Genomic DNA, 24,172 nt, shown 5'->3' on the forward strand with positions numbered 1-24,172 from the left:
CAATAGATAAGCCACTGCACAACAGTATTTTTAGTATTCCTATAGTGTTCGCAAAATGGGTTGTAGAAAGACCCATCTAAGGCCAGGCTGAGTGCTTAACTACACTCTCTCACGGCTGCACCTGTGATTTTTAATCTACTTTGTAGGATAAATCGCCGGATGCGCTCCCCGATACCTTAATGGCTTTGACCGTTTCGCCTTTCGCCATTTTATCCAGACACACACTGGCTAATTCAGGCAGCAGGGTCCTGTTGAGAATAATCTCGATATTACGCGCACCCGTATCAGTCTCATGACACCGGGCGACGATATTGATCAGCACATCCTCATCAAACGAAAAGGAAGCACCATAATGCTCCCCTATGCGTTTGCCGATCTTGCCTAGATGGAGTTTGCAGATGGTCATCAAATTCTCATCGTCCAGAGGATAATAGGCAATCACATTGGAACGACCGAGAAATGCCGGCTTGAATTTCTGTAAAAGATGAGAGCGGATATTATCCAGTAACACATCCGGCTCCGGCCTTTCCTCTACCTGGTTAAAGATGGCCCTGATCGCTTCTTCACCGGCATTGGAGGTCATGATAATAACGGTATTCTTGAAATCGATATCCCGGCCTTCACCATCTTTTATGATGCCTTTATCAAACAGATTGTAGAAAATATCCTGCACACCGGGATGCGCTTTCTCCATCTCATCTAATAAAATGACCGAATAAGGCTTGCGCCGTGCAGCTTCGGTCAAAGCACCACCCTCGCCGTATCCAACATATCCGGGGGGAGAGCCGAGTAGCATGGAAACCTTATGCTCTTCTTTAAACTCGGCCATATTAATGGTTGTGACATTCTGCTCACCGCCAAAGAGCTCATCTGCCAGGGCCAGTGCGGTCTCGGTTTTACCTACACCGCTGGTTCCACAGAACATAAATACGCCCACAGGCTTGCGGGGATCGGTGAGACCGGCGCGAGCGGTGTGAATGGATTGCGCTATCGCTTCAATCGCATGAGGCTGCCCGATAATGCGTTTGTTTAAGCGCTCGGCCAGAGTCTTCACCGCGATGATCTCATCGCTAACCATCTTGCCAAGCGGAATTCCCGTCCAGTTGGCAACCACCGCAGCAATGGCTTGCTCATCCACAGCGGGCTGTATCAAAGGGGTATTGCCCTGAACATCCAACAGGTCCGTAGTGAGAGATTTAAGCTGATGCTGACAATCTGCCAGTGTAGCGGTATCCGGTGCTCCATCACTGCTCTGGATATTCATAAACTCTGAGTCAACCTGATCGCGTAGGTCCTGGATTTTCCCGACCAGTTCACGCTCTTTGACCAGCTGCTGATCCAGAGAAATCAAACGCTGTTGTTCCGTTTCCTTAAGTGCGCTCAGCTCGGCCAACTGCTCTTCATATCCTCCCAGAGCTGCGTTTTCACGCTCCAGCTTGCTCAGGGTTGTTTCAGTGCGGTCGATCGTATTGCGTGCATCTTCAATAGAGCCAGGTGTAGAAGACTGACTTAGCGCAACCCGGGCACAGGCGGTATCCAACAGGCTGACAGATTTATCCGGTAGCTGACGTCCGGGAATATAGCGGTGTGATAGTTTGACAGAAGCGATAATAGCTTCATCCAGGATACGCACATTGTGATGCTGCTCCAAGCTGGTGGCAATACCGCGCATCATATCAATGGCATCCCCTTCGCCAGGCTCCTCTACTTTCACAACCTGGAAGCGCCTGGTCAGTGCGGGGTCGCGTTCGAAATACTTTTTATATTCCGCCCAGGTGGTCGCCGCAAGTGTTCGGAGTTCTCCTCTGGCCAAAGCCGGCTTTAACAGGTTGGCCGCATCCCCCTGTCCCTCTTTCCCACCTGCACCTATCATGGTATGGGCTTCATCGATAAACAAAATGATCGGCGTTGCCGAAGCACGAACCTCTTCAATCACAGACTTCAGGCGGTTTTCGAACTCACCTTTGACACTGGCTCCGGCCTGTAAGAGACCGAGATCCAGAGTGCGCACCGCCACCCCCCTGAGCGGTGCGGGTACATCGCCGTTGGCAATTCGCAGGGCAAAACCCTCAACCACTGCGGTTTTACCCACACCAGCCTCACCGGTCAATATCGGATTGTTCTGTCGGCGGCGTGTCAAAATATCAATACACTGGCGGATTTCCTCATCCCGGCCAAGGACCGGATCGACTTCCCCTTGTTTGGCCCTTTCGGTCAAATTAATGGTGTATTTATCCAGCGCCGGTGCTTTGCTCGCCACCACGGCCGCTGCAGTAATGCCCCCATCCGTTGTCACGCCCGCTACTATATGGCTGGATTCGCCACTTTGGCCAAACATGACTCGCGCTGTTTCTCGAAGAGACTCGGGCGCGATGCTTTTGAGTTCCGGGCAGGATTCAAGTAACTGCCTTCGAGAAGTTTCCTCCAACATCTGGGCGGCCAGCAAATGTCCCGAGCCAATAGCGTGATACCCATAGTCAATAGAGGCGAGCATCCAGGCATTTTTAGTGACTTCCACAATAGTCGGCGACAATGCCGGGGGGCGACTGCTGCCAGTGCGAAACTCTGCAATGGCAGTTGCCAACTGCTTGGCTAACTTTTCCGGAATAACGCCATGCTTTTTTAACAACAGGTAGAGATCCGTATCAGACTGATCCAAAAGCTTCAGCATCCAGTGCTCAAGCTCTACATTGTATTGATTTTGTGCAAGGCACAGTCCGGCAGCGCCTTCAAGGGAATCGCGCATATATGGTGTCATGTTATCCACTAACCGTTTAAGGTCGATATGTATCACGGTCTAAAATTCCTTTTAAAATTAATGGGTAAGTAAATATTCTGCAGTGGGTAAAGCTTCATCCGGGGATATGTTTTCGGCACTCAACGTGATTTCTACGAGTTCGACAGTTTCCTGGTCACTGACCATATGGGTATTCCAGCCCAGCAGGGGAGCATGTTCAGGTTTCCTGTTTAGCTGTGCCGGTGGTACCTGATCTGTAGGTAGGGTGACTAAGAGTTCAAAATCCAGTTCGATTCCCGCACTGAATTTGATAAATGCCTTTAGCGCCTCCAGCTCTTGGGTGCCGGGGGCGATGGTCATAAACTGCTCATACGCCATTGGCTCAATAACCACCTGAAATTTATTTTGTGCCTGGAAGCAGTGCGTACCGAGAATGGTGTTTTTCCCCAGGCAATTATTTACTCCATCAGGCGCGCTTATGCAGGGTAAACGACACAGAATATCTCTTGGCAGCGCATCCCATTGACCTTGAAACTGCTCAATAGTGACAGACAGGCCAAAGTAATTTTTAATCATACTGGTCAGCGCAGCAACAGAACAACGCGCTTGGCTGAAGTGGCCTGCCATGCCCAGAAGAGCCTCATCGGGTACGGGTATACGGTAACGCATTTCGCTGGTGCCCAACCCGGCCAAAGCGGCTATACCCTGAGTGAAGAGGTCCGGTTCCCTTTCATTGCGCAATCGCTGCCGTTCATAGTTTACCGGTAGTTGGTATTTGGACCAGGCTTGATAAAGTAGCGAGATATGACGGTGATTGAACAGGTTGAGAAAATCCCGCAGGGCGGTGTTATTTTCCCGGAGTTCCTTCTGCACAAGCTCCGTAAGATAGTAGGGCATAACACCCTGACTGCCAATCAGCCCGGTAAACCCCACTTCCATCTGCCACTGGTTCGACAGGTTGTCCTGAAGGTCACTTTCGTCAACCGGCTTCCTCTCCAGGCTCAGTACATCTGAACCGACAAAAGAAAGTCCACACTGGGCACTAAAACGAATAAACTCTTTGGAGGGCGGTGCCGCACCGGCAATGGCTGCGTTACAGAAATCATCATCGGCCATAGTTACAGCCCGCTCTACAAGACGTACAGCCTGGTAGAAGTCAAAGCTATAGGGCTCTCGACTCAGCCGCTCTATTACAGTAACGCTTTTTCTCCGGCACGAGGTGGCCATCTCTTCAGTTCTCCATCTCTGCCGTTTATTGTGGCAATTAATTTTGTAAAAGAGTTAATGGAACAATAGAGGCCAAGGAAGCGTTCGATAATACTGGCAAACAAGACCGGGCTGGTTCCTGTCAGCATCATTGAATCCAGCTCAATTTCAACCTCGGTACCCCGACAGAGTACAATGCTCTGATCTATCTGAATTGGAGCGGTGACTGGTTTGGTATTCAGCCTTAATAGTGACTCTATCAAGTTCCTTATACTCGCAGAATCACGAAAGTCATATAGTCTGAATATCTCCTTGAGAGCATCACAACCCTGGGTTCCGCAAAGAGACAGATGATTCAAGTTCAAGTGAGAAATGAGTCGCCAATAGCCCCGCTCCCGCCTCGGCGGCCGCAGTGTCGCACTCGGTGCGATAACACAGCTAATGCGGCTTGCCGGTAGATCCCCATCTACCACTTCCAGGTAAGGTTGCGCATTCCCGCTGGGGAGCTTTTTGGGAAGATTCCTGTTGCAGCAGGTTAACTTGATATCCAGTGTCTGATCACTAATCCGGTGCGGGTTAAAATTCAGGTCCACCAAGCTAATATCGACTTCGGAGGCATACTCATTACGATGCTCCCCTTCAATAACCTCACGCCGTCGGCTAAACCAGAAAGCAGACTGTTGCGCATGGTGTTGACTGTGTTTTATGCCATAAAATGGTCGATACCTGGTCGCCTCCCCATTTCCATCCGTTGCGGTAACCTCATCGATAGAGTAAATTTCCAATCCATCGTTTCGGCGGGCATCGGGTACTATTTGATAATGATACTGCGCGTGGCTTAGCGGAATAGGGTCTGCACTTTGTGTGAACAGATTCACCACCGGCGTACAGCCGAGTGCAAACATACCTGGGACCAATTGTTTTTCTAATTCTTCGTGAGTTTCCGAGAGGTAAAAATAGAGCGTGAGGGAGTCTTCAAAACTCTCGTTGATTGCCCTTTGGAGGTTTTTGATATCCAGGAACAGAAATTTTTCCGGAAAGGCAAAATACTCGGTGAGCAGGCGATAGCCAATAAATGCTGTGTCGGGATACGGCAGTAGACCCTGATCCTCATCCAGTCCCACTTGCCCGATCTCATCCGGGGATAGAAAAGTCGGCTTGGGATCAGTCTCACCGTGCGCCACTACCAGTTTTACACACTTTGTCAACAGCAAGTCATACAAGCTGTAAACATGTGTAGGCTGCCCCCGCAGGAAGAAACGCAAACATCCCGGCTTCATTTCTGCAAAGCTCAAATCCGGACTCAGGGTTTTTAAGGTTAACTTGAGAACCGCATTGGCGCCCTGGACATCATTACAGCCAGGTGCAATAAAAGGCCTGGGCATTAAGCTGACACTTACCGGCTGGAACGGGCTTATTTCCACGGGGTAGCAGGTGGTAAACCGGCAGACCTGCCCCTGAAAGGGCTCGCTTTCCAAAAGTGTCCTGGCCTCCACCGGCGTTATGGCGTCTAGATCCTCATCTGGCTCAAACTGCACAATGGCGCAGGAGGGAATCGGGCGCAAATAGTGTGGATAGAGGGTTTCCAGCATAGCATCTGTCAGTTCCGGAAAGTCGTCACTGAGTTTTTGCTGAACCCTCGCATTCATGTAGGCAAAGCCCGATAGCAGACGCCCCACCAAGGGATCATCTACAGTCTCCGTATCCAGTTGTAACCTGGAGGCCGCTGCGGGGTGCATGCGGGCAAATTCAGCGGCTGTCTGCTGGATAAAGGCCAACTCGCGCTCGTAGAGATCGATTAAACGTTCACTCATTATATAATCTCGGACACGTCGACCATTTGGGTCACGGGATTCAGGGCGGAATCAAAAACAATGACCTCCGAGGCCGGGTTGACATATAGCACCGCTTCGACACGAAACCGTATACTCGGGTCTTCCATATCTATCTTTTCCTGTGTCGTCACCTTGACAGAGCGAATCCTCGGCTCAAAGTGCACAATGGTTTTCTCAATATCACGACAGAACAGTTTTCTGCTACCCAGAGAAGATAGATTAATCGTGGATAAATCCGGCAGGCCGTAATTAATATTGGAGCCCTGCAGGTGCGTCAGGCTATCTGCTGCAGAAATACAGCGGTAGCGCGTATTAAATAAATACTCGAGATCCCGCCGCACGCCTTCACGCAACTGCCGCAATATTTGGTGTGACTGGTGCATATCCAGTTTGCTCGAGGATTCCAGCAGTCGATCCAAAATCGGTGCCAGCAGACGCTTTTCTTTTGCCATCGAACTAGGCAGCTCCCACCCCAATCGTTGCCAGCGCTGTGGTCAGTTTCAACTCTGATACAAGATGATCGACGGTATAGTGGCTCTTCAAGTGAATCACGCTTTGATAGCTACCGGCTTTACCCGGTTCATCGGCCACCCTGACCCGGGCTTCACGCAGCGGGTAGCGCGCGAGCATTTCCCAGGAAAGGTCGTCCCGCCCAGTTGTATAGCGATCCAGCCAATGCTGCAATTGGCGCTCGCAATCCGCCGCATTCATATAAGCGCCCACTTTGTCCCGGATCATTACCTTGATGTAATGGGCAAAACGCGATGCACAGAGTATCTGCTGCAACATTGAACTGATCCTGGCATTTGCAGTGGCGGCCTTGGAAGTATACTGCTTGGCTTTTTGCAGCGAGGGAACACTGTTAAAGGCACAATAGGGCGTATCGTAACAATGGCTCAGACAAACAAAACCCAACTCAGAGAGATCCCGTTCGACAAAATCGGTAACCAGAATGGAGGTGGACATACGCACCGTGCCCGGGCGACTGTCGGGCTTGTAAGGCACAACCGGTAACTGGGTCATCAGTCCACCGCCCAAGTGGTCTCGGGCAACGCCACGAATATGGGAAAACCAGCCGACCTCACTGAATTCCCGCAGCAATACCGCACCCAGGGCAAAGCAGGCATTGCCCCACAAGTAGTGCCGGCTATGCAATGCCGCAACCTGCTCTTCAAACCGCAAGCCACGGTATAGTGAAAAATCAACACTATAGGGTTTCCGCATCAACACCTGTGGCAGAGTCACTGCGATAAAACGGCTGTCTTCCAACTCGCGAAGACTGTTCCAGCGGATATATTCACCCTGACGAAAAACTTCAGAAAACCGGATGGGCTTTGCCAGGTCATCAAAGTGATCCACACCGAACAGTTGCGGGCTGGCCGCACAGACAAAAGGGGCAAATGCGGCGGCCGCTGTATGCGCTATTCCTTGGAGGGTAAAGACATCATCGTACGGATGTTCCGGCAAAGGGCGGTGGGAAATATAGTAATCCCCCAGTAAAAGGCCAAAAGGTTCTCCGCCCGGAGTACCGAATTCCTCATTATATACAAGGTGGAAAAGACCGGACTGATCAAAATCCGAGGCCCGCTCCACATCCTTGCTGAGATCCCTCCAGTTCACATCCAGCAACTTTATCTTGATATTGTCCGAATGGGGCGTATTGAAAACCAACATGGATAGGCCGCGCCAACTGGCCTCCAGTCGCTGAAAGCGGCGATGGTGTATTATCCGGTTAACCTGGTTACAAATCAGCTCGTCCAGCTCCACGATCATACGATTGAGATACTGGCGAACAGAAAAGCTTTTTTCTTTAGGGCAGGGACAGATCTCGCTCAACCAATATTCAAAAGCAAACAGGGTATCCGGTTCCTGTAAAAAATTCCGAAGTTCAGTCTGTTCCCCCCTGGCCAATTTTTCCGATAGTATTTCTATGTGATCTTCCGCTATCGGGCGGGCTGTCGTACGAGACACCGGACACTCCCACAAGTAGTATTTTTGAGAGACTCGATAGAATCCCGGCCCAGGACAAGACCTTTTGATAACATGGCCCGCCTTTGTCCGGCGGACCTGGGCATTATCCGGCAGAAGGGATATTCGCCACCATGCGCATGGACGTAGTCAACTCTTCCATCTGCAACCAGGGCTTCAGGTAAGCCACGGCACTATAGCAACCCGGTTGTCCCGGAATTTCCTTGACCTCTACCCGGGCTTCGGAAAGCGGGTACTTCGCCTTCATTTCCGGGCTCGCATCCGGGTTGGAGTTGGTGTATTGGATAATCCACTTATTCAACCAGCGTTCGCAGTCACTGGCTTCCATAAATGAACCCACTTTATCCCGCGCCATGACCTTCAGGTAGTGGGCGATACGGGAAGTGGCCATCAGGTAGGGAAGTCGCGCGGAGATGGCTGCGTTCGATGTTGCATCCGGATCATCATAGGTGTTGGGTTTTTGCGCACTCTGGGAGCCAAAGAAGACAGAGTAGTCGGTATTTTTGTAGTGACACAGGGGCAGAAAGCCTTGTGCACTCAACTCCGCTTCACGGCGATCAGTGATACCGATTTCGGTGGGGCACTTTTGATCCAGATCGCCATCATCGCTCTTGAACACATGAGAAGGCAACCCTTCGACCTTACCACCACCCTCGGCACCGCGGATTGCTGTACACCAAGAGTTTTCAGCAAACGCCTTGGTCATGGTGGTACCCATAACGTAAGAAGCATTCATCCAGCAGTACTGATTGTGCTCTGCCGAGCGAGAAACACCGGACTCGTCTACTTCAAACTCCTCGAAGTTAAACGCTTCGATCGGTTTGGTATTGGCTCCGTATGGAGTGCGGGCCAGTGTACGCGGCATTACCAAAGTGACAAATCGGGAGTCGTCACTGTCGCGGAAACTGCGCCACTTGATATATTCGGCGGATTCGAATATACCACCGAGATCTCGTGGCTTGGACAGTTCGGTATAATCATCAAAGCCAAACATGCCCGCGCCTGCAGCCGCGATAAATGGGCAAAAGCCCGCTGCGGCAACGTTAGACATTTTGCTCAAAAGCTCGATATCTTCCGGGTGGCTGGTAAACTCAAAATCGCCGATCATGCAGCCATAGGGCTCTCCCCCTGCAGTGCCAAACTCTTCTTCGTAAATTTTCTTGAAAGTCTGACTCTGGTCAAATTCAACAGCCTTGTCCAGATCGCGGAACAATTCGCGCTTACTCAGGTTGAGCATGCGTATTTTCATGGTCGCGCCGGTCTCGCTGTTCATAACAAGGTGGTTGAGCCCTCTCCATGAACCCTCCAATTTTTGGAATTTGGAATCGCGCAGAATCGCGGACAGTTGTCTGGACATTGCGGTATCCAGTGCACTGACCGCTTTCTTAATCGTTTGGGTCAGGTTGCGGTCCCAGGTCACGGTGCCTTTTAACACCTGCTCGGTGAGGTTCGCAATCAGATCCTGGGCCTCCTGCGGCTCTGTTTGCTTGGTTGCCGCGATCGCCTGCTCCAGCAGGCCAGCCGATTGCTCCTCGGCCTCGCTTTCCGCAATATTTTCTACTTCTGTACTCATTCTGAGTCCTCTCCCTTATCCCCGTTTAAGCCTAGTTGCTCGGAAATAGCACCGACGTTTTCCGTGCTCTTCAGGATATCCTCCAACACCTTTTCAAGTTCTTCTGAACGATCGGCCTTGCTGAGGAGATCACGCAATTTGCTGCGCGCTTCGAGAAGCTGCTTCAGTGGTTCAACCTGCTCAACGATTTGCTCAGGAGAAAAGTCATCCATGTGTTTGAAGTCGAGATCAACAGCCATCTTGCTGCCATCTCCGGATAGCGTGTTTTCCACCTGCAGATTCAACTTCGGATTCACTTTGGTCATTACATCATTGAAGTTATCGCGATCTATTTGCACAAATTTGCGATCTTTCAATACCCTGCGATTTTCAGCGTTATCCCCCGAATAATCGCCCATGACGCCCGCCACAAAAGGAAGTTCCTTTTTGACTTCAGCGCCATTGGTCTCTACATCGTAGGTAATATGCACACGGGGTTTGCGCACACGCTTGAGTTTATTGTGGATGCTCTCGGACATCTCAGGTCTCCTTTCCTAGCTTTAGGGACTATTGTCAATTAACTACCAGCCTGTGCTGGTTTCTTCTTGCGGTTGCCCCCAACCATCATCGGAAGCGGACACCGGCCCAGAGGCCGCTGGCACCGGTTCGGGGGCTGCTGGTGCTGAGGAACGACTGTTACTGGTTAGCGGTGGCGCCACGTAGCGCTGACTATCGGTTCCGTCGAGACGCACACCGGTTAACTGGGAGTAAAGCACACGTGCCTGCTCATCTGGGAGCAGCTCCGCCATCAATTCAGAAACCGTCATACGTCCCCAGCCAATCAATCTTTCCAGGCTCGGCGCCAAAGGTGTGTGCGGCTCATAGGTACGGAAGTACTTCGCGGCCTGCTCCAGCAACCCAAGTGCGTCCTCTCGCGAGGACACAGGCCCTGCGGGCACTGAGAGTCTGTTGTCAGCCACCCCAGTCTCGACGGGCATATCAGACCCAGTTTCACTGGATGGAGCATCATTCTGCGCGACCGCTTCGGACTGTGCGATGGATTGCAGCTGGATTTTGTAAATAAAGCGTGCAGTGCGCAATACCTCATCCAACAGAGAGGAAATATTTGTTGACGGTGGTGCCTCGTGCCCACACCGCGCTCGCAGTGCATTGTTCATATTGCCGAAATGGCTCAGGGCGGTTTCTATTGTTTCAATAAGGTTCTGGGCCCAGTCGTCACTCGCACTGTTCACACACAGGTTGACCGCTTCCAGGCTGTAGCCCAGGGTCTCAATGCGTGCCGTTTTCGCATCCTCATCCGCAATTCTGTCTGCATCCCGCGCCTGCTGGTACTGAAAGAATGAGAATTCACTGCAATCGCCTTCCGGTGTAATAGCGGCGCTGCGAATTGGCATCATCAATGTGCCATCACCACCGTCGCCATTGAGACCGGTCAGTGGTGCCACTTTGGTTTCAATACCGTCTTCGTCCGGCAGCGGGTACAGACCATCCCAAAAATCTTCAAGCAACCGGTCAATCAGCTGAAAGCCATCGCGCAGCCCGCTAAATCCGTGCAAACGGATCAGGGCTTCGGTGTACCAACTGGCAACTTCCAGGTCTTTGCTTTTCTCGATGAGGATTTTTTCTGCGAACCTGGCCACATCGCGCCAGGGCGCCAGCAGATCAGCGTCCGTATCATCGAACATGGCCGAGCGCTCAGCGGCTCTGGCACTATTGCGGGCATCCTTGATGGCATAATAATCTGAGGTTGGTGAACGATCTTCTCGAATATCCTCACCGACAGGCTTATCTGAAGAAACCGGAGCAACAAGTGCCTCTATATTTACTGTATTTGGGAATGCCATGGAAAAGCCCCTTCTATCGACTCAACTCCTTCAAGTAAGGATTCTGGGAAGAGTACACGTTGTAGATATCGAATCAAAGCAAATGGCATCTTCAAACCACGATACTGTAAAAAATGGGCTCAACACAAAAAATTAATCAAAACAATTTTGATATTTTTGCAATAGAAGGTTTTTATAACGTCATCAGCAGGGCATTTACAGATTTTTTGCCTCTTCTGGCGACTTACCCGCTCCCGTCAATACTTTCTCAGCCAACACTATTTGTATAGATTTGATTTTTCCTTTACACAGCCATCTCTGCCCCATCTGGGTTAAGGAGGGTCAGCGCCTTGTAAATACACAGTTTAATCACCCGGTGTGGAACGGACTCCGCCGATCTATACCCGTGAGAAAATCCTGTATCAGCCCACTTTGCTACTGGTAAGCATGGGTATAAAACCCAATACGAGATGACCACCTGCAAATTTTCCAATGCGTTACCACAGCTGACAAATCCGCTTACTGGCAGGTTAAACATACTATTGCTTTATTGCTTTGCCGGCAGTCGGCCCCCGGCTCCCAACATGGCGCAATAGGATTCCGGAGTGGGCAGCGACGGGCACAGCAGGCTGGTGGGCTCCAAGTGTTGAGATCCCTCACACCACCAAAGGCTATAGCAGGAAAAATGCCGGCGGCAGAGTTGCCCGAGCAAGCCCCCATAGCTACTCTCAACACCACCCACATCGCCGCTGGCAATATAGACATCGGACTGCATACCCGGCCCACTGGCCACACCGATACCTTCCGGGGCAGAGACAAACGCCGCAAACAACTGGTCGGCGTGCAAGCGGTTTTGCAGGGCACTGATCGCCAGCTCGGAGAGACTCTGATACCACTGTTTGGCGGCCGACATAAACGCAAAAGCATCCACTGTTGGCGGCAGCGCCGTGGCAATGGTTAAGGGAAAGTAGCGACCTACACTGTCCACGCTGGGTACCAGGATGCCCGCCCAGGGACTTTCATCGATCACCCCTTTGCCGTGCGCGAAGTGCCAGATTGGACTCGTCAGGTAATAATCCAGCCACTGCTCCCCCATGATTTCACAGGAACCGCGTACAGCGCTTTGTAACCATTCATCCCACACCTTGACAAAACTGCCGGGCAACTGGCGCTGGATAAAGTCGCCGTGTCCAGGCAGTTTGCCAAAGAGTCCGATACCGCTCACAGGGCCTCCGGACATCGATAACCGCGCAGCAGGTTGCGATCAAACGGGTTGTTGACATTGGAGGCAATCAGCCTGAACTGCGCCTTACGACCGTCTTCAGAAAAAGTTACCAGGCGTTCCGCTTTGCTGCGCCCAACCACCAGATCGGAACTGGCCAACAGGCGGTACCACGCCCAATCCCCCTCAAAGTGTTTTCGATGCACAGTTTCATTCAGGTCTTCAAAAATAATCCTGACCCTGTTGCTTTCCCCGCCGCGCCAGGTGAGCTTCTTACTGGTCTTGGGTCCGTGGGAGTAGGGAACGCGCTGATCCCCCAGCTCCAGTTCAAACAGGCGCACACTGGAATCCAGCTTGGTGGGCTCGATGCGGAATGCATAGGATGCGGTTTCACCCCCGGCAAAAAGCGTCCTGCGGATGCGCTCCGCCCGCCGCAGTTGCGACAACGCCTCCCGGGACAGGCCCATACCCTGACCCTCGACAGACTTAATCCGCCAGTTTCTGGTATCGACAAACGGCTTCAAATACTCGTTCACAAACGTCTGCTCAATGCCGCCTGGCTTAAAGAACTGGTTAAACTCCATCACCGGCACTTCCCGGTCGCGATCACCACTCAGTGGGTAGCGTCCGGCCAAGCTGTTGGCATAACTGAGATAGACCCGTTCATTCCACACTTGGTTGAGATGAGCCTTGGCCTTCGCCATCACCAGTCCCCAGGTGCTGTTGGCGATATCGGTCAGCCACTGGTCGAATGGCGCCGGGGCACTGGCGGCCTTAATTCTGAGCTGCTTGATGGCATCGCCACCTCCACCAAAGCGCGCCTTGGCCCGTGCAAATGCGGCCTCATCAGCATCGGGTGCGCTGTCAATCTCGGTCAGATATTCCTGAATTTGATGAATGGCCAGCAGGTATTCCTGAACCCTGGCCGTCCGCCCCTTCTCACTCTGGGTAATGCGCTGAACTTCCTCAAAGTGCAAATCGACGATATTGGGTTTGTACTGATCCCGCAAAGCACCCGCCGCACTGTCAAGTGCGGCCCCACCTACCTTGCGGGTGGTACTGGAGACCGGTAGAGCGACCCCGGAGGCGTCTACGGACAACTCCGGGCGCGGTGTCAGGCGCGTGTTGTCCGAGGTAATTTCCGCAACCGCAAGCAGCGGCGAATAAATCGGGTCGGACAGATTTGACAGCACTTCCAGTGCCTGGGAAGTACTCTCGAATTGCCGAATGTTGAATCCGCCCAGAAATGCCTGCCAGCGCTGCAGGTATTCCCCCAGATAGATACGCTTTACCTCCTCGCCGAGCTTTTCCCGGTCGGCCTCAGTAAAGTCCTCCCCACTGAGATCACCACCGTAAATCCAACGCTCTTTCGCCATATTGGTCATCAGCGGGGAATCCGCATCGAATTCCAGCTCCTTGTACCCCGCTTTGGTGTAGAGGAAAGGAATACGAAACCGGGAATCGTTTGCATTCATCCCGAAGAGCTGCTGGGTATCGCCGCCAATTTCCTGGTAAAGATCCACCGAGACCTGCCCCAGGTCAGTATTTTGCAACTGGGCAAACAACCGTTGGGGTACGGGTATGCGTCGCAGCTGTTGGCGTGCGCGGGCTACGACCCGTGTGTTTTGCTCCACGCTGGTGGGAACAGGCTGCGCCAGCAATTGATCCAGATGGTAGCGCAGATGCTCCTGTTCCCGGGCCTTCCCCGGCAACAGGTGCTCCCAGCGCGCCGCGTAATAGCTCTCTATGGTGCCAATATCCATCCTGTCGGCATTAAAGAACATCAAGTAAGTCCTGAGGGTATTCCCCAGCGCTGGGTCATCGCTGCCAAGGCGGCTCAGGTCGCTCTCAATATCCCGCAACAACGCCGGCAAAAAAACACCTTCGAGTTTGCCCCGGTAGAGATTGTCCACCCCCTTTTCAATCCGCTTGTCATAGAGCCCCAGGTTGCCAATCCAGGGGTGTTCATCTCGATCGTACACCGCGCCGGCCTGCCGCAATGGCTCCAGCATGTTGAGTGTCTTTACCGATGACGGCCTTGTATCCTTCAGTGCACCTTCTGCCTGCTGGTAAGCGGCAAGGTGATCGCTCACTTCCCCCATGGACAGTTTGTTCTGGGCGAGACTGCCGCTCCAGAGAAATACGGCTCCGACAAAAACCGTTGCCAAAGAAGCATAGACGCCCCTGCGCAGCCATTGGGTGGCCGTTTCGATCTTGCGGTTGACGCCGACCAGTTCCGCCTCGGGAAACACAACGTCTTTCAGCAACCGGTGCAAAAAGAAGCTTTTTCCAACCCCCTGGTGTCTGGGCCCGACATTGCGCTCCAGGCCAAAGTCCGCTGTTACCGAGGCCATCATACGGTCAACCGGGCTGCCTTCCTGGGTGCCGCTGGTAAAGTATACCCCCCGCACCATAGGCACAGTCTCATAGCGGTTGGACCCGAAAGCCTGTTTAACAAATTCGGTGAGCACGCCGGACAGGTTCTCTATCCGCGCGGGAAAGCCTTGAAGCAATGCACGCTTCTCAATATTGCGCTCCTGGTGTACCCGCCACAGGACGCGCTGGTTGAGCCGCTCAATCAACCGATCAAACTCCGACTTGAAATTATCCAGTGGGGCACCGGCAGCGGCATCGACCTCACGCGGGAAACTGAGGCCCCACACCTGCTCGCGTTCAGCCTGGGAGAGGTTGTCAAAAAATTCACTGAACCCTGCGACCAGGTCACACTTGGTAAAGGTGAGATAAATGGGAAAGCGGATTCCCAGTTCCCGCTGCAGCTCATTCACCCGCTGGCGGATGGTTTTCGCCTGGTGCTGCCGCTGCTCTTCAGTTTGCACCATCAGGTCCTGCAGGCTAATTGCGACCAGGGCGCCATTGATCGGGCGGCGGCGGCGGTAGCGCTTCAGCAACCCCAGGAACGCCTTCCAGGCAGTGTTGTCATACACCCGGTGGCTGTCCTGGCTGGTGTAGCGGCCCGCTGTATCGATCAATACCGCATCATTGGTAAACCACCAGTCACAGTTGCGCGTACCACCGACACCGCCGAGGGCTCCCTTGCCGTGGCTCTGGGCGAGGGGAAATTCCAACCCGGAATTGACCAGTGCCGTGGTCTTGCCACAACCGGGAGGGCCGAGAATGACATACCAGGGCAGTTGATAAAGGGATACCTTGCCCTTTCCCGACTTGAAGCGGGCATTGCGCAAGACATCCATAGCCTCGCGAAAGCGCCCGGAAAGCGCATCGAGTTCCTCGCGGGAATGGGCTTCATCGGGATCCTGTGCCGCTTCCTGGGATGCCTCTATGCCCTGAATCAGCGCCTGGTTCTGGCGCCGCTCCACCAGCCACTGACTCAGGTTCCAGACCAACCAGAGTACAAAAATAAAAACGATGATAATGATGCGGATAGTGGGGGGGAGCGTGGCATTGTCACTACCAAATTTGATGTAGTTCGCCCCAAACCAAATCAGCAAGGACAGGGCCAAAAGGCCTATCAGCCCGACCACCCATTTGTTGGTAAAAAAGTCGCGCAAGCGTTTCATGAAAAACTCCATCTCCCGGGGCCCTGCCGGCACCGGCTCTGTACGGTCCGAGTGTTACCCTTCCCCTGGCGGGAGCGCTCTCTCACTGTCTGTGAGATCCGCCACGCGATCCACAACCGGTGTTGTCGTTTCGTACAACCACCAGCGATAACCACTGTAAGTGGCAACCAAGAGACCGACGGCGACACTCATGATGACCCACAGCGGTACAAAGTGGATCAGGCGTGACTTGCGCTCGACACAGCCCTGCCAGCGCGGTGACAGGTCGCGCTCCATGGCCGGCCTGTGCTGTTCAATGGTGCGGTAAAGCTCGTCCCTGATCTGTTCAATCTGTTCGTGCCCGCGCTGCACCAGGCGATACTTGCCCTGAAAGCCCAGGCTCAGGCACAGATAGAAAAGCTCCAGTAACTCCAGGTGAGAGGCCGGGGTTTCGAGCATGCGCTGCAAAATGGCGAAGCACTTCTCACCGCCAAAAGTCTCTTTGTGGAACAAGCTCAGCAGCGAGTGCTGGCTCCAGCCGCTGGCCGTTCCCCAGGGGGTGGTCAACACCATTTCATCCACCACAGTACAGAGTAAGTAACGCGCAGTGAGAACGCTCTCCGGAGTTAGCGCCAGTTGCTTGGCCTCGCGTTCAAATGCCTGAATTTCCCGGGTCAGGCGTTTGTGCAGGTCCGGTACATTGGCGTGGTTCATGGTAGTGCGCAGTTTGATAATCACTCCCAGCAGCTTGGAGGCCGCAGACACCAGGGGGTTCAGGCTGTTGCGCACCTGTCTGTCTGCAGCGCTACCCGGATCGGCAAACAACTGTTGCGGGATCGGGTCCGGCTGCACCGGGGCAGCGGCACCCGGAGTTGGTATCATCACTGTCCTGTCGCCGCCATCGGGTGCCGGCGGGGGCGTGAAGCTTTCTTTGCTCATGTCAATGATTCCTGATGGCCCAAAGCTCCATGGACAGCCCCGGAAATTCCGCGCCGAGATGTACGGCAAAACCGCCGGATCTCAACATGGCCTGCCACATTTCGCCGCTGCGCTCCATTTCGAAGTAGGTGAATCCGGCGTGATAGGGAATTTGGCGGGGCGCCACCGGGAGTGGGCGCAGGGACAGTCCCGGCAGCTGTGCTGAGATCAACTCGCGAATGGCCTCCACTGGGGCCACCTTGGCCTGGGTGGGGAAGCGGCTGCGCAACAGGTCACCCGGCATATCCGCTTTCGCAGCCATGACAAAGCTGGCCGATTTGAGCATCGAGGGATCGGTCACCGGTGCCACATAGATGCCAAACTTCCTCTGCACCAGTTCCATGGGAATAGCGGTCTGTTCCAGGACAGTGGACAGGGATTGGCGCAGGGCGGAAAACAGCCCGGCAAAACTCAGTTGCAGATTTTCATGGGCATAACCGGGAATCTCCGCTGGGCGTTTGTTTGACGAGGTGAACGTCGACAACTCTCCAGCCAGTTGCAGCAATTCCAAAAACAGACTGTGGGGGTGCAGGCGCGGCTGTGCGGTAATCTGTTTCAGCATGGGCTCAAAACGATTGATAACCTGCAGCAACAGGTAGTCGGCAATCTCCGCCGATCCACTTCTGCCGCTGTCACACAAACGGTGCCCCAGCGCGGTACCGCGATGATCCAGCAGCCCCTTGACCTCTTCGATATAGGCTTTGATCACCGGCGAAGTCTCGGCATTCAGCAGTGGTGGAATATAATCTGTATCCAACTCCAGCGGTTTTTCCGGCTGGCACTCACGTATCCGGGCAATACCGATCGCGGCGTAACCGCTCAGGTCATCGCTCTCCAACTTTAGGCAGACACGTAGCTTGCCCACCTGGATACGGGCGGATTCACCGGAAGCAGTAGCGCTGTTGCGCACATCAAAATTGGCCGCCTGGTAGCGGGCCTGGGGAAAGTCCTCCTGATCCCTGATGGACTCCTGGCTGCCGGGGCGCTTCAGAGGTATACATAAATAGGCGACTTCATCGCGGGTATGCACAGGCACATCCAGCACATCCGGCAGGTGCTCATTTTCCGGCGCCAGGATTGGCGTGCCGTCTGGGAAAATCGCCCGCAGGCGGGATACGGAGACCTTGCCCATGGAAAGCGGTTCGCTGTCAATCGCCAGCTCAACCACACCCCAGGTGTAGGGGCCCAGGGAAGCGGTGCGCGCTTCGACCAGCTGTTCGAGATAGCGATCCTGCTGCTGGAAGTGCTGGGGGCGTAAAAACATACCCTCACTCCAGATCACCTTGTTGTTTGCCGACATAAGTCTTCCTTGTAACGCCCGAGCCAAATGGACCAGTGCTGGAAATAAAACCTGCCCGTGCTTTGCGCAGCGCGCTATTTAGAATTTTCCATTTCCCGGAGGCGCTTTTTCATCGACTCATAGTCCTCACTGGAAATGGTTATCGTTTTGTCCTGGGCCTCACTAGCGCGCCTTCGCGACAGGGCGGATGCTTTGTCGCGACGACGTTTGGCAATCTCGTCGGGGGTGCCGATGCGAGTATCGGCCAGGGATATCTGGTACGCATTTTTTTTGTGATCAATGATCGGCAGCACCATCAGGGCATCGGCTCTCTGATACTGCACAAACTCGGCCAGAAGGCCGATATATTTCACCTCCGGGTCCAGTGCCAATGCTTCCACGCGCTGTTCACCGGGAGCGAACTCCTTCAGGATCACGGTATCCAGCAGGTCCTTGCCCAGACGGGATTCAGCATTTTCGTACAGATTCAGGAATTCCTCCCGTGCAAACTGACGATCGTCCGCCAACATAAAAATGCGCACTACAACGGGGGACGCGCGCCCATCGCCATCGGGATTGACGTCCTCTCGGACATCCATCGACAGCTCGATACTGGTGTCCAGGTTCAAGGTACGCCTGGTAGTCTGGCAGGCTGCCAGGGAGACCAGCAAAAAGCCAAGCAGAGTGATACGGAACCAATTATTTTTCGACACGACCAACTCCTTTTCCTCGATCAATATATTCATTTTGCAGCTGTCTGGCATTCTTTAACTCTGACAGTTGATTTTCATACGTCACAGCAAATTCATCACCGAACAGCTTGCGGTAACAAGCCTCGGGGTCGCCAACCAGTTCGCGGTACAGTGCGTCAAAGCCCTGCCACTTTTTCGCATTTTTATTGCCGAAGACCCCGGAAATATCACCCAGGCGCCGCTCGATATTTTCAGGGTTGAAGTAGCTGAGCATTGCACTGTAGCCCGCGCGCATGCCGGCGAGCACCGCCACCTGGTGATCGGAAAGATCTTCAAAACTGTCCCGCACTGCCTCTTTTGGCTGCATAAATGCACTGTTGCCCGCAAACATGGCCTCCAGGGCATCTCGCTCGGTTGCGCTGAATTTCAGTGGGTTATTGGCCTCTGTCTGAATCATGGTGCGCTGCACACGCAGCTCATTTTTAATACTGGTGCGCGCGCGCAAGAGGTCTATCAGACGTACGACGGTTTCGCGAACGATCTCGGCCGCCTGCTGATCCGCCTGCTGCTGTTGCACAGGGCTCATATTCAGACCCAACGTTGTCGCCAGAACACTGGCCGCTGATGACTCTGCGGGCGGTGCCTGTAGCGGGTGTGCTGGGGGTTCAACCTGACTCGATTGGCCCGCCATAGGCGGTTGGGTCTGCGATTGCAACGGGGAAGAGGGGTACCCCGAAGCGACAGAATCCGCAGGGCGGGACGGGGGCGCCTGCCCCATACCGAATCCCGGCGCGCCCGCCATCGGTTGGCCCTGTACAGCGGCGAAAGAATCCGCAAACGGATTATCCTGAGGTGACTGCGCAGGGTGCGGCGTCAACTGGGGGGGAGGCTCCTGCGCTCGCGCAGGTGCCATCGGTGGCGACGATGGCGAAAATCCCCGCGGGGCCTGTGGCTGCGGGGGCGGTGGCTGTGACGACACGGGGGATCTTTGATACTGACTGGGTGGCGCTACCTGCGGCTGGGCCGCTGTCTGCGCTTCCACGGGCGGCTCCGGGGCGATATGCACTGCGTGCTGATCCGCCGGCACATGGTCCTGCTCGCTGCCATCCTTCCACCACTCCTCATCGGACCACTGGCCCGAACCGGCCTGGCTGACCGACCCATCCAACGCCCCCAAACCCGGGGCATCCGACGTAGCAAACGCCTGTGGCTGGTCAAAAGCGGCGAGGGGATCCAGCGGGCCGGCATCGGCGCCCAACAGACTGTCACCGGACGGTGTTTGCTGGGCCCCTGGGCCGATATAGCCCCACTCCCCGGACTGGGAGATATCGGCGCCACTACCGGGTTCCAGCCAGTTGTCCAGTTCCCCGGCATCGGTCTGGCTCTGTATCTTCGCTCTGGTGCTGGAACTAAAGGTGGTGCGGTCTGAGGTGTCGAGAAAATCGGCACTGCCAAGGCCCTTGGGCAGATGGCTTTCCACCTGCGGCTGGCGCAGAGCCACCTTGAGGCGGTATTCCCCCATATGGATGATATCCCCCTCTTTCAGGGGCATCTGGTTACCCTTGCCGATCATTTCCTCGGCACCATTGTAAAAGGTACCGTTGGTACTGGTATCCGTCAGGAAATATTGATTCCCACTAAAGGAAATCTGTGCGTGTCTGGAAGAGACAACGCGGTCGGGATCGGGCAGCACCCAGTCGTTGTCTGCCGAGCGGCCCAAGCTCCCACCCGCTTTTGTAAACAGCTTGGTGTGTTTGAGCATATTGGCCCCTGGGGGGTCTGCCAATACAGAGAAAATGAGGTCCATGTCTTCCTGACTCATACTATTGATTTACTTCATTTGCCCGCAAAGCGTTCTGACCAGCGTACGGCATCGCCAAACACGGGGCAGCTTTGCCGGTCATATCACCAAAACCGGGCCTTGCGCCTTGCAAAACCCGCCGGTCCTCCAGATCCATCGCACAGACAGTTTCAGTCCCAGGGACCCTTCAGGGCCCCGCCGGCGAGGGAGCGCAACCTGGGAAGAATAATCTGGTCCCGCCCCTGCACAGAACGAAGGGTACTGAGCCCCGCCTGCATAAACTGCGTGGCACCGCTATCGGTCAGCAGTGCTTCGGCACAGGGAGTCACCCACTGTCCCTGGGGCAGTTTGCGCAGGTGCAACGGCAGGTCCTCATAACTGGCGGATACCGGTACCTGCAATTTTCCGTTCGCGGAAACTGCCTGGCAAATCGCCAGTGCGAGCAGGTAGGCACTGTTGCCCCACAGATAATACTGGTGCCCCTGCTCTGCTGTCAGTTCTTCAAAGTCGAACTGCTCGGTGGTGGCCGCCCCACTGCCAAACGGGAGGCGCAGCATAAACCTGGGTGCGGCCAAGGCGACGTATTCGCTCGCTGAATATTCCCGTACGGCCTGCCAGCTCTCGGCAAAGCGCTCACTCATGGGGTAATACCAATCGTCGGGATCGACAGAACCAGCTAGATTGGGGCAGCCGGCCAGCTTCGTATCACCGCCCAGCAGCAGGGCGCTGCCCGCCGCCTCCGCAATGGTGGAGAGATCAATCAGCAAATGCAGATCGCGCTCCTCATCGGTGATATAGAAGTCACCGAGGACCAGATTGTAGGGCCGGTTGCCCGAAACCGTTTCACGCTCCACCAGCAGTTTAAAGATCTGGGATTGCTCCAGATTACTTTCCGCACCGGCAAAATCTGAAAGCAACTCCTCTTTACTGACATCGATCAAATAGAATTGCAGTTTCCTGTGCTCATCGCAACGCCGCAACAAAAACTGCAGGCTGTACCAGCTCGCTTCCAACTGGCGGAAGTCACTGTGGTGCATGATCTTACGCATCGCATCGGAGGTCGCCTCGGCAAGAGCGTTCAAATATTCGCCCTGGTGGGGATGGGTATTCTTCTGCACATAAGGGGCGACAATATCCCGGATCAACCGCTCAACCTGAAACGTACTGCTGCACTCTTTGGCCCGGTGCTTGCGGTCCGCAGCGAGCATTGTATCGAGGATGGACCGGTCGGCAGAAGTCGCGGTTTGGGGGGGAGCCTCGCGTAGCTCCGGCTTCCACTGCCGGATGTCCTCGGCGGCCTGCCGGAACTGCTGCGGATCCCGCAGCCGGCGTTCTAGTTCAATGAATTTTTTAAACAGCGGCAGGCGAGTGAAAAGGTAATCCGGGTGTAAATCGTCAAAACAGGACAGCGGCAGAGGCCCTTCTGTCACCGGCAGCTGCAGGCGCACCCCAAGGTCGGCAAAAACCCCTTCGAAAGTATCCCGATTTAGCAGATAGACCCTGCGCTGAGCGATACTGCCCGGCTCACACTGGCGGCGGCTGGCGCGCCCGCTGAAGTCTCCAAGGATCGCAACCTTCAGGATATCAGGGCCTGTCGCTATCATTGCTTTTTACCATCGCCTGAAATAGGAAAGTCTGTTCGGGTAATTTTTCTCACGCTCTACTATCCGTTAGTAAACTATCCATTGCCGTTTTATCGATAGCTTCCTGAGCACATCATGCGTTTTTATCTAATGGGTTTCTACTGATTCTTTTTCGATTTTTTTTGACTTTTTCGGTCGTCCTCGCCTGAGTGGACGAACCCGTTGATTGGCAATCTGCTCGATTTTGTCCTTGAAGGCATCCCCACCCAATACCTGCCCCAGTTTGATGGTTTCGGCAATGTAATCGAGCAGCCTGCGGTCAAAGCTGTAACGAAACAGTTTTCTGTAAGCCTGCGCGCGTTCCTGGGCGTTTTCTCCCAGGGCGAGGTAGAGGTGATGATCACAAATCAGATTATCGTGCTTTGTGTTTACGTGATAGTTGAAGCTTGACCACGGGTAACTTGCCAGGGAATCCGCCAGTCCCAGATATAGCGGCCGCAGTTCAACATATCGATAACAGGTGAGCAGGTAGCCCTCCGAATCGATCAGGCTGGATTTATAGCGGCCTCGCCAGAGGGTGCCGGAGCGCTTGTAGCGATGATTGACAAACTGCACGTAGCGTCGCCCCAGAGACTGCATCACAGAGGAAATGCCATCCGGAATCCTCGGCGTGGCAATGATCTGGACCATGTTCGGTAGCAAAACGTATGCGTGCACATCCACACTGTATTGGTCCGCAGCATTCCGCAAACTAATCAAATAATATTGATAATCTTCCTCATCAAAAAAACAGGGCAGGTTATTGTGTCCCACCTGTACTATATGCTGGGGAATATCTCTCAGATTGAGTCTGGGCAAACGGGGCATTTTGCCAACGTGTCCTTCATTTAACAGGCGCGGTGCCTTTAATAATGATAAATAGGGGTTTTATTATCGCAAACTCTGAGAAAAAAATTCAAACTTGAGCTGCGGGCAAGTTAACATTACCGACGGTTATGGGTTGTATCATGTTACGCTGCATTTTATTGCGTTTTAATAGAGGGGAATTGCACCAGACATGGATCAGATAAGTCTGGCAGTCAACGGGCGTACCGACATTGGTCAAGTACGCGAGGAAAATGAAGACAGTATTCGCTGGTATGCCTGCGCGGATAAACCCTTCGCCTATATCGTGGTGGCCGATGGTATGGGTGGCTATACAGGGGGTGCCACGGCCAGCAAGCTGGCGGCGGAAACCATTCAGACCCATCTCGACAACCTGCTCAAAAACACCTTTATTACCTGTAGCCCGGAGCAGCAGCAATTGATTTTGCGCGCAACCCTGATCGATGCCATCAACAGTGCCAATACCGCGCTGCTCAATACCAAAACCCGCAGCCCACAACTTGCCAATATGGGTACGACCCTGGTTGTGGCTGTTATGTGGCACGATTTTCTTATCGTCGCACACATTGGCGATTCCCGCGCGTACCTTTGGAACAATTACGGCTTACAGCGCCTTACGCGGGATCACAGTGTGGTGCAAGAAATGCTCGACAGCGGCCAAATCAGCCCTGGGCAGGCCAAACAATCCGGGGTGCGCAATCACATTACCCGGGCACTGGGCGTATCCGCGAGCGTGGAAGCGGAAATTAACAGCTGGAAACTCACAGAAAATGCGCTCTTGCTGCTGTGCAGTGACGGACTCACAGAATACCTGGACGACCACACGATTGAGCGTGTATTGGCGACGCATCGCCCCGCGCTGGAGTGCGTTTACCGGTTTATCGACGATGCCAACAAACTCGGGGGCCGGGACAATATCAGCGCCGGCATCCTCGAATACGCCTCCCGGCCCTTGCCGCAAATGCGTACAGAGGAACAGAGTGTAACCCAAAGGCCCAGGTCACTGGATGTGACTGTGCGTAAATCGCAACGCTAACCTATTTTCCGGAAG

The 24,172-nt window shown here is 54.0% G+C and carries 17 protein-coding genes; 1 reads left to right on the forward strand and 16 read right to left on the reverse strand.

Annotation, left to right across the window (positions count from 1 at the left end; genetic code table 11):
- Positions 1 to 130: 130 nt before the first annotated feature.
- From tssH to Q1A48_RS00880, 16 genes are all read right to left on the reverse strand, one after another.
- The gene (gene tssH / locus Q1A48_RS00805; RefSeq protein WP_299939863.1) at positions 131 to 2,758 is read right to left on the reverse strand and encodes a type VI secretion system ATPase TssH; all 2,628 of its coding nucleotides are present in this window, start codon (positions 2,756 to 2,758) and stop codon (positions 131 to 133) included.
- Between the two features lie 57 nt (positions 2,759 to 2,815).
- On the reverse strand, positions 2,816 to 3,964 hold the full coding sequence (gene tssG, locus Q1A48_RS00810) for a type VI secretion system baseplate subunit TssG (protein WP_299939866.1): 1,149 nt from the start codon (positions 3,962 to 3,964) through the stop codon (positions 2,816 to 2,818).
- Complete coding sequence (gene tssF, locus Q1A48_RS00815; protein WP_299939870.1) at positions 3,928 to 5,757, reverse strand: type VI secretion system baseplate subunit TssF; 1,830 nt, start codon at positions 5,755 to 5,757, stop codon at positions 3,928 to 3,930. The genes tssG and tssF overlap by 37 nt, the downstream gene beginning before the upstream one ends.
- The gene (tssE, locus tag Q1A48_RS00820) at positions 5,757 to 6,230 is read right to left on the reverse strand and encodes a type VI secretion system baseplate subunit TssE (RefSeq protein WP_299939872.1); all 474 of its coding nucleotides are present in this window, start codon (positions 6,228 to 6,230) and stop codon (positions 5,757 to 5,759) included. Before tssE ends, tssF begins: the two co-directional genes overlap by 1 nt.
- Positions 6,231 to 6,234: 4 nt before the next feature.
- Complete coding sequence (tssC, locus tag Q1A48_RS00825) at positions 6,235 to 7,749, reverse strand: type VI secretion system contractile sheath large subunit (protein ID WP_299939875.1); 1,515 nt, start codon at positions 7,747 to 7,749, stop codon at positions 6,235 to 6,237.
- A 103-nt stretch (positions 7,750 to 7,852) separates the two neighbouring features.
- A complete protein-coding gene (tssC, locus tag Q1A48_RS00830; protein WP_299939878.1) occupies positions 7,853 to 9,340 on the reverse strand; it encodes a type VI secretion system contractile sheath large subunit in 1,488 nt (495 codons plus the stop codon).
- Positions 9,337 to 9,858 carry a type VI secretion system contractile sheath small subunit gene (gene tssB, locus Q1A48_RS00835; protein ID WP_299939881.1) on the reverse strand — a complete coding sequence of 174 codons (522 nt, stop codon included), beginning with the start codon at positions 9,856 to 9,858 and terminating at the stop codon, positions 9,337 to 9,339. Before tssB ends, tssC (Q1A48_RS00830) begins: the two co-directional genes overlap by 4 nt.
- 42 nt (positions 9,859 to 9,900) lie before the next feature.
- A complete protein-coding gene (tssA, locus tag Q1A48_RS00840) occupies positions 9,901 to 11,184 on the reverse strand; it encodes a type VI secretion system protein TssA (RefSeq protein WP_299939884.1) in 1,284 nt (427 codons plus the stop codon).
- Between the two features lie 526 nt (positions 11,185 to 11,710).
- Positions 11,711 to 12,388, reverse strand: a complete 678-nt coding sequence (tagF, locus tag Q1A48_RS00845; RefSeq protein ID WP_299939886.1) for a type VI secretion system-associated protein TagF — start codon at positions 12,386 to 12,388, stop codon at positions 11,711 to 11,713.
- Positions 12,385 to 15,924 carry a type VI secretion system membrane subunit TssM gene (gene tssM / locus Q1A48_RS00850; RefSeq protein ID WP_299939889.1) on the reverse strand — a complete coding sequence of 1,180 codons (3,540 nt, stop codon included), beginning with the start codon at positions 15,922 to 15,924 and terminating at the stop codon, positions 12,385 to 12,387. The genes tagF and tssM overlap by 4 nt, the downstream gene beginning before the upstream one ends.
- A 54-nt stretch (positions 15,925 to 15,978) precedes the next feature.
- The gene (icmH, locus tag Q1A48_RS00855; protein WP_299939891.1) at positions 15,979 to 16,842 is read right to left on the reverse strand and encodes a type IVB secretion system protein IcmH/DotU; all 864 of its coding nucleotides are present in this window, start codon (positions 16,840 to 16,842) and stop codon (positions 15,979 to 15,981) included.
- Position 16,843: 1 nt separating this feature from the next.
- On the reverse strand, positions 16,844 to 18,181 hold the full coding sequence (tssK, locus tag Q1A48_RS00860) for a type VI secretion system baseplate subunit TssK (RefSeq protein ID WP_299939893.1): 1,338 nt from the start codon (positions 18,179 to 18,181) through the stop codon (positions 16,844 to 16,846).
- Positions 18,182 to 18,255: 74 nt separating this feature from the next.
- Complete coding sequence (gene tssJ, locus Q1A48_RS00865; RefSeq protein WP_299939894.1) at positions 18,256 to 18,873, reverse strand: type VI secretion system lipoprotein TssJ; 618 nt, start codon at positions 18,871 to 18,873, stop codon at positions 18,256 to 18,258.
- A complete protein-coding gene (gene tagH / locus Q1A48_RS00870) occupies positions 18,860 to 20,674 on the reverse strand; it encodes a type VI secretion system-associated FHA domain protein TagH (protein WP_299939897.1) in 1,815 nt (604 codons plus the stop codon). The genes tssJ and tagH overlap by 14 nt, the downstream gene beginning before the upstream one ends.
- A gap of 149 nt (positions 20,675 to 20,823) precedes the next feature.
- Entirely contained in the window at positions 20,824 to 22,257 is a 1,434-nt protein-coding gene (locus tag Q1A48_RS00875) for a type VI secretion system contractile sheath large subunit (protein ID WP_299939899.1), read from the reverse strand.
- Between the two features lie 126 nt (positions 22,258 to 22,383).
- A complete protein-coding gene (locus tag Q1A48_RS00880) occupies positions 22,384 to 23,103 on the reverse strand; it encodes a transposase (protein ID WP_299939902.1) in 720 nt (239 codons plus the stop codon).
- Between the two features lie 190 nt (positions 23,104 to 23,293).
- Here Q1A48_RS00880 and Q1A48_RS00885 point away from each other — a divergent pair, with 190 nt between their 5' ends.
- Positions 23,294 to 24,157, forward strand: coding sequence for a Stp1/IreP family PP2C-type Ser/Thr phosphatase (locus Q1A48_RS00885; protein ID WP_299939905.1), 864 nt, complete (start codon positions 23,294 to 23,296; stop codon positions 24,155 to 24,157).
- Positions 24,158 to 24,172 lie beyond the last annotated feature (15 nt).

The sequence above is a fragment of the uncultured Microbulbifer sp. genome, assembly GCF_947489355.1.
In the GTDB taxonomy this organism is placed as follows: Bacteria; Pseudomonadota; Gammaproteobacteria; order Pseudomonadales; family Cellvibrionaceae; genus Microbulbifer.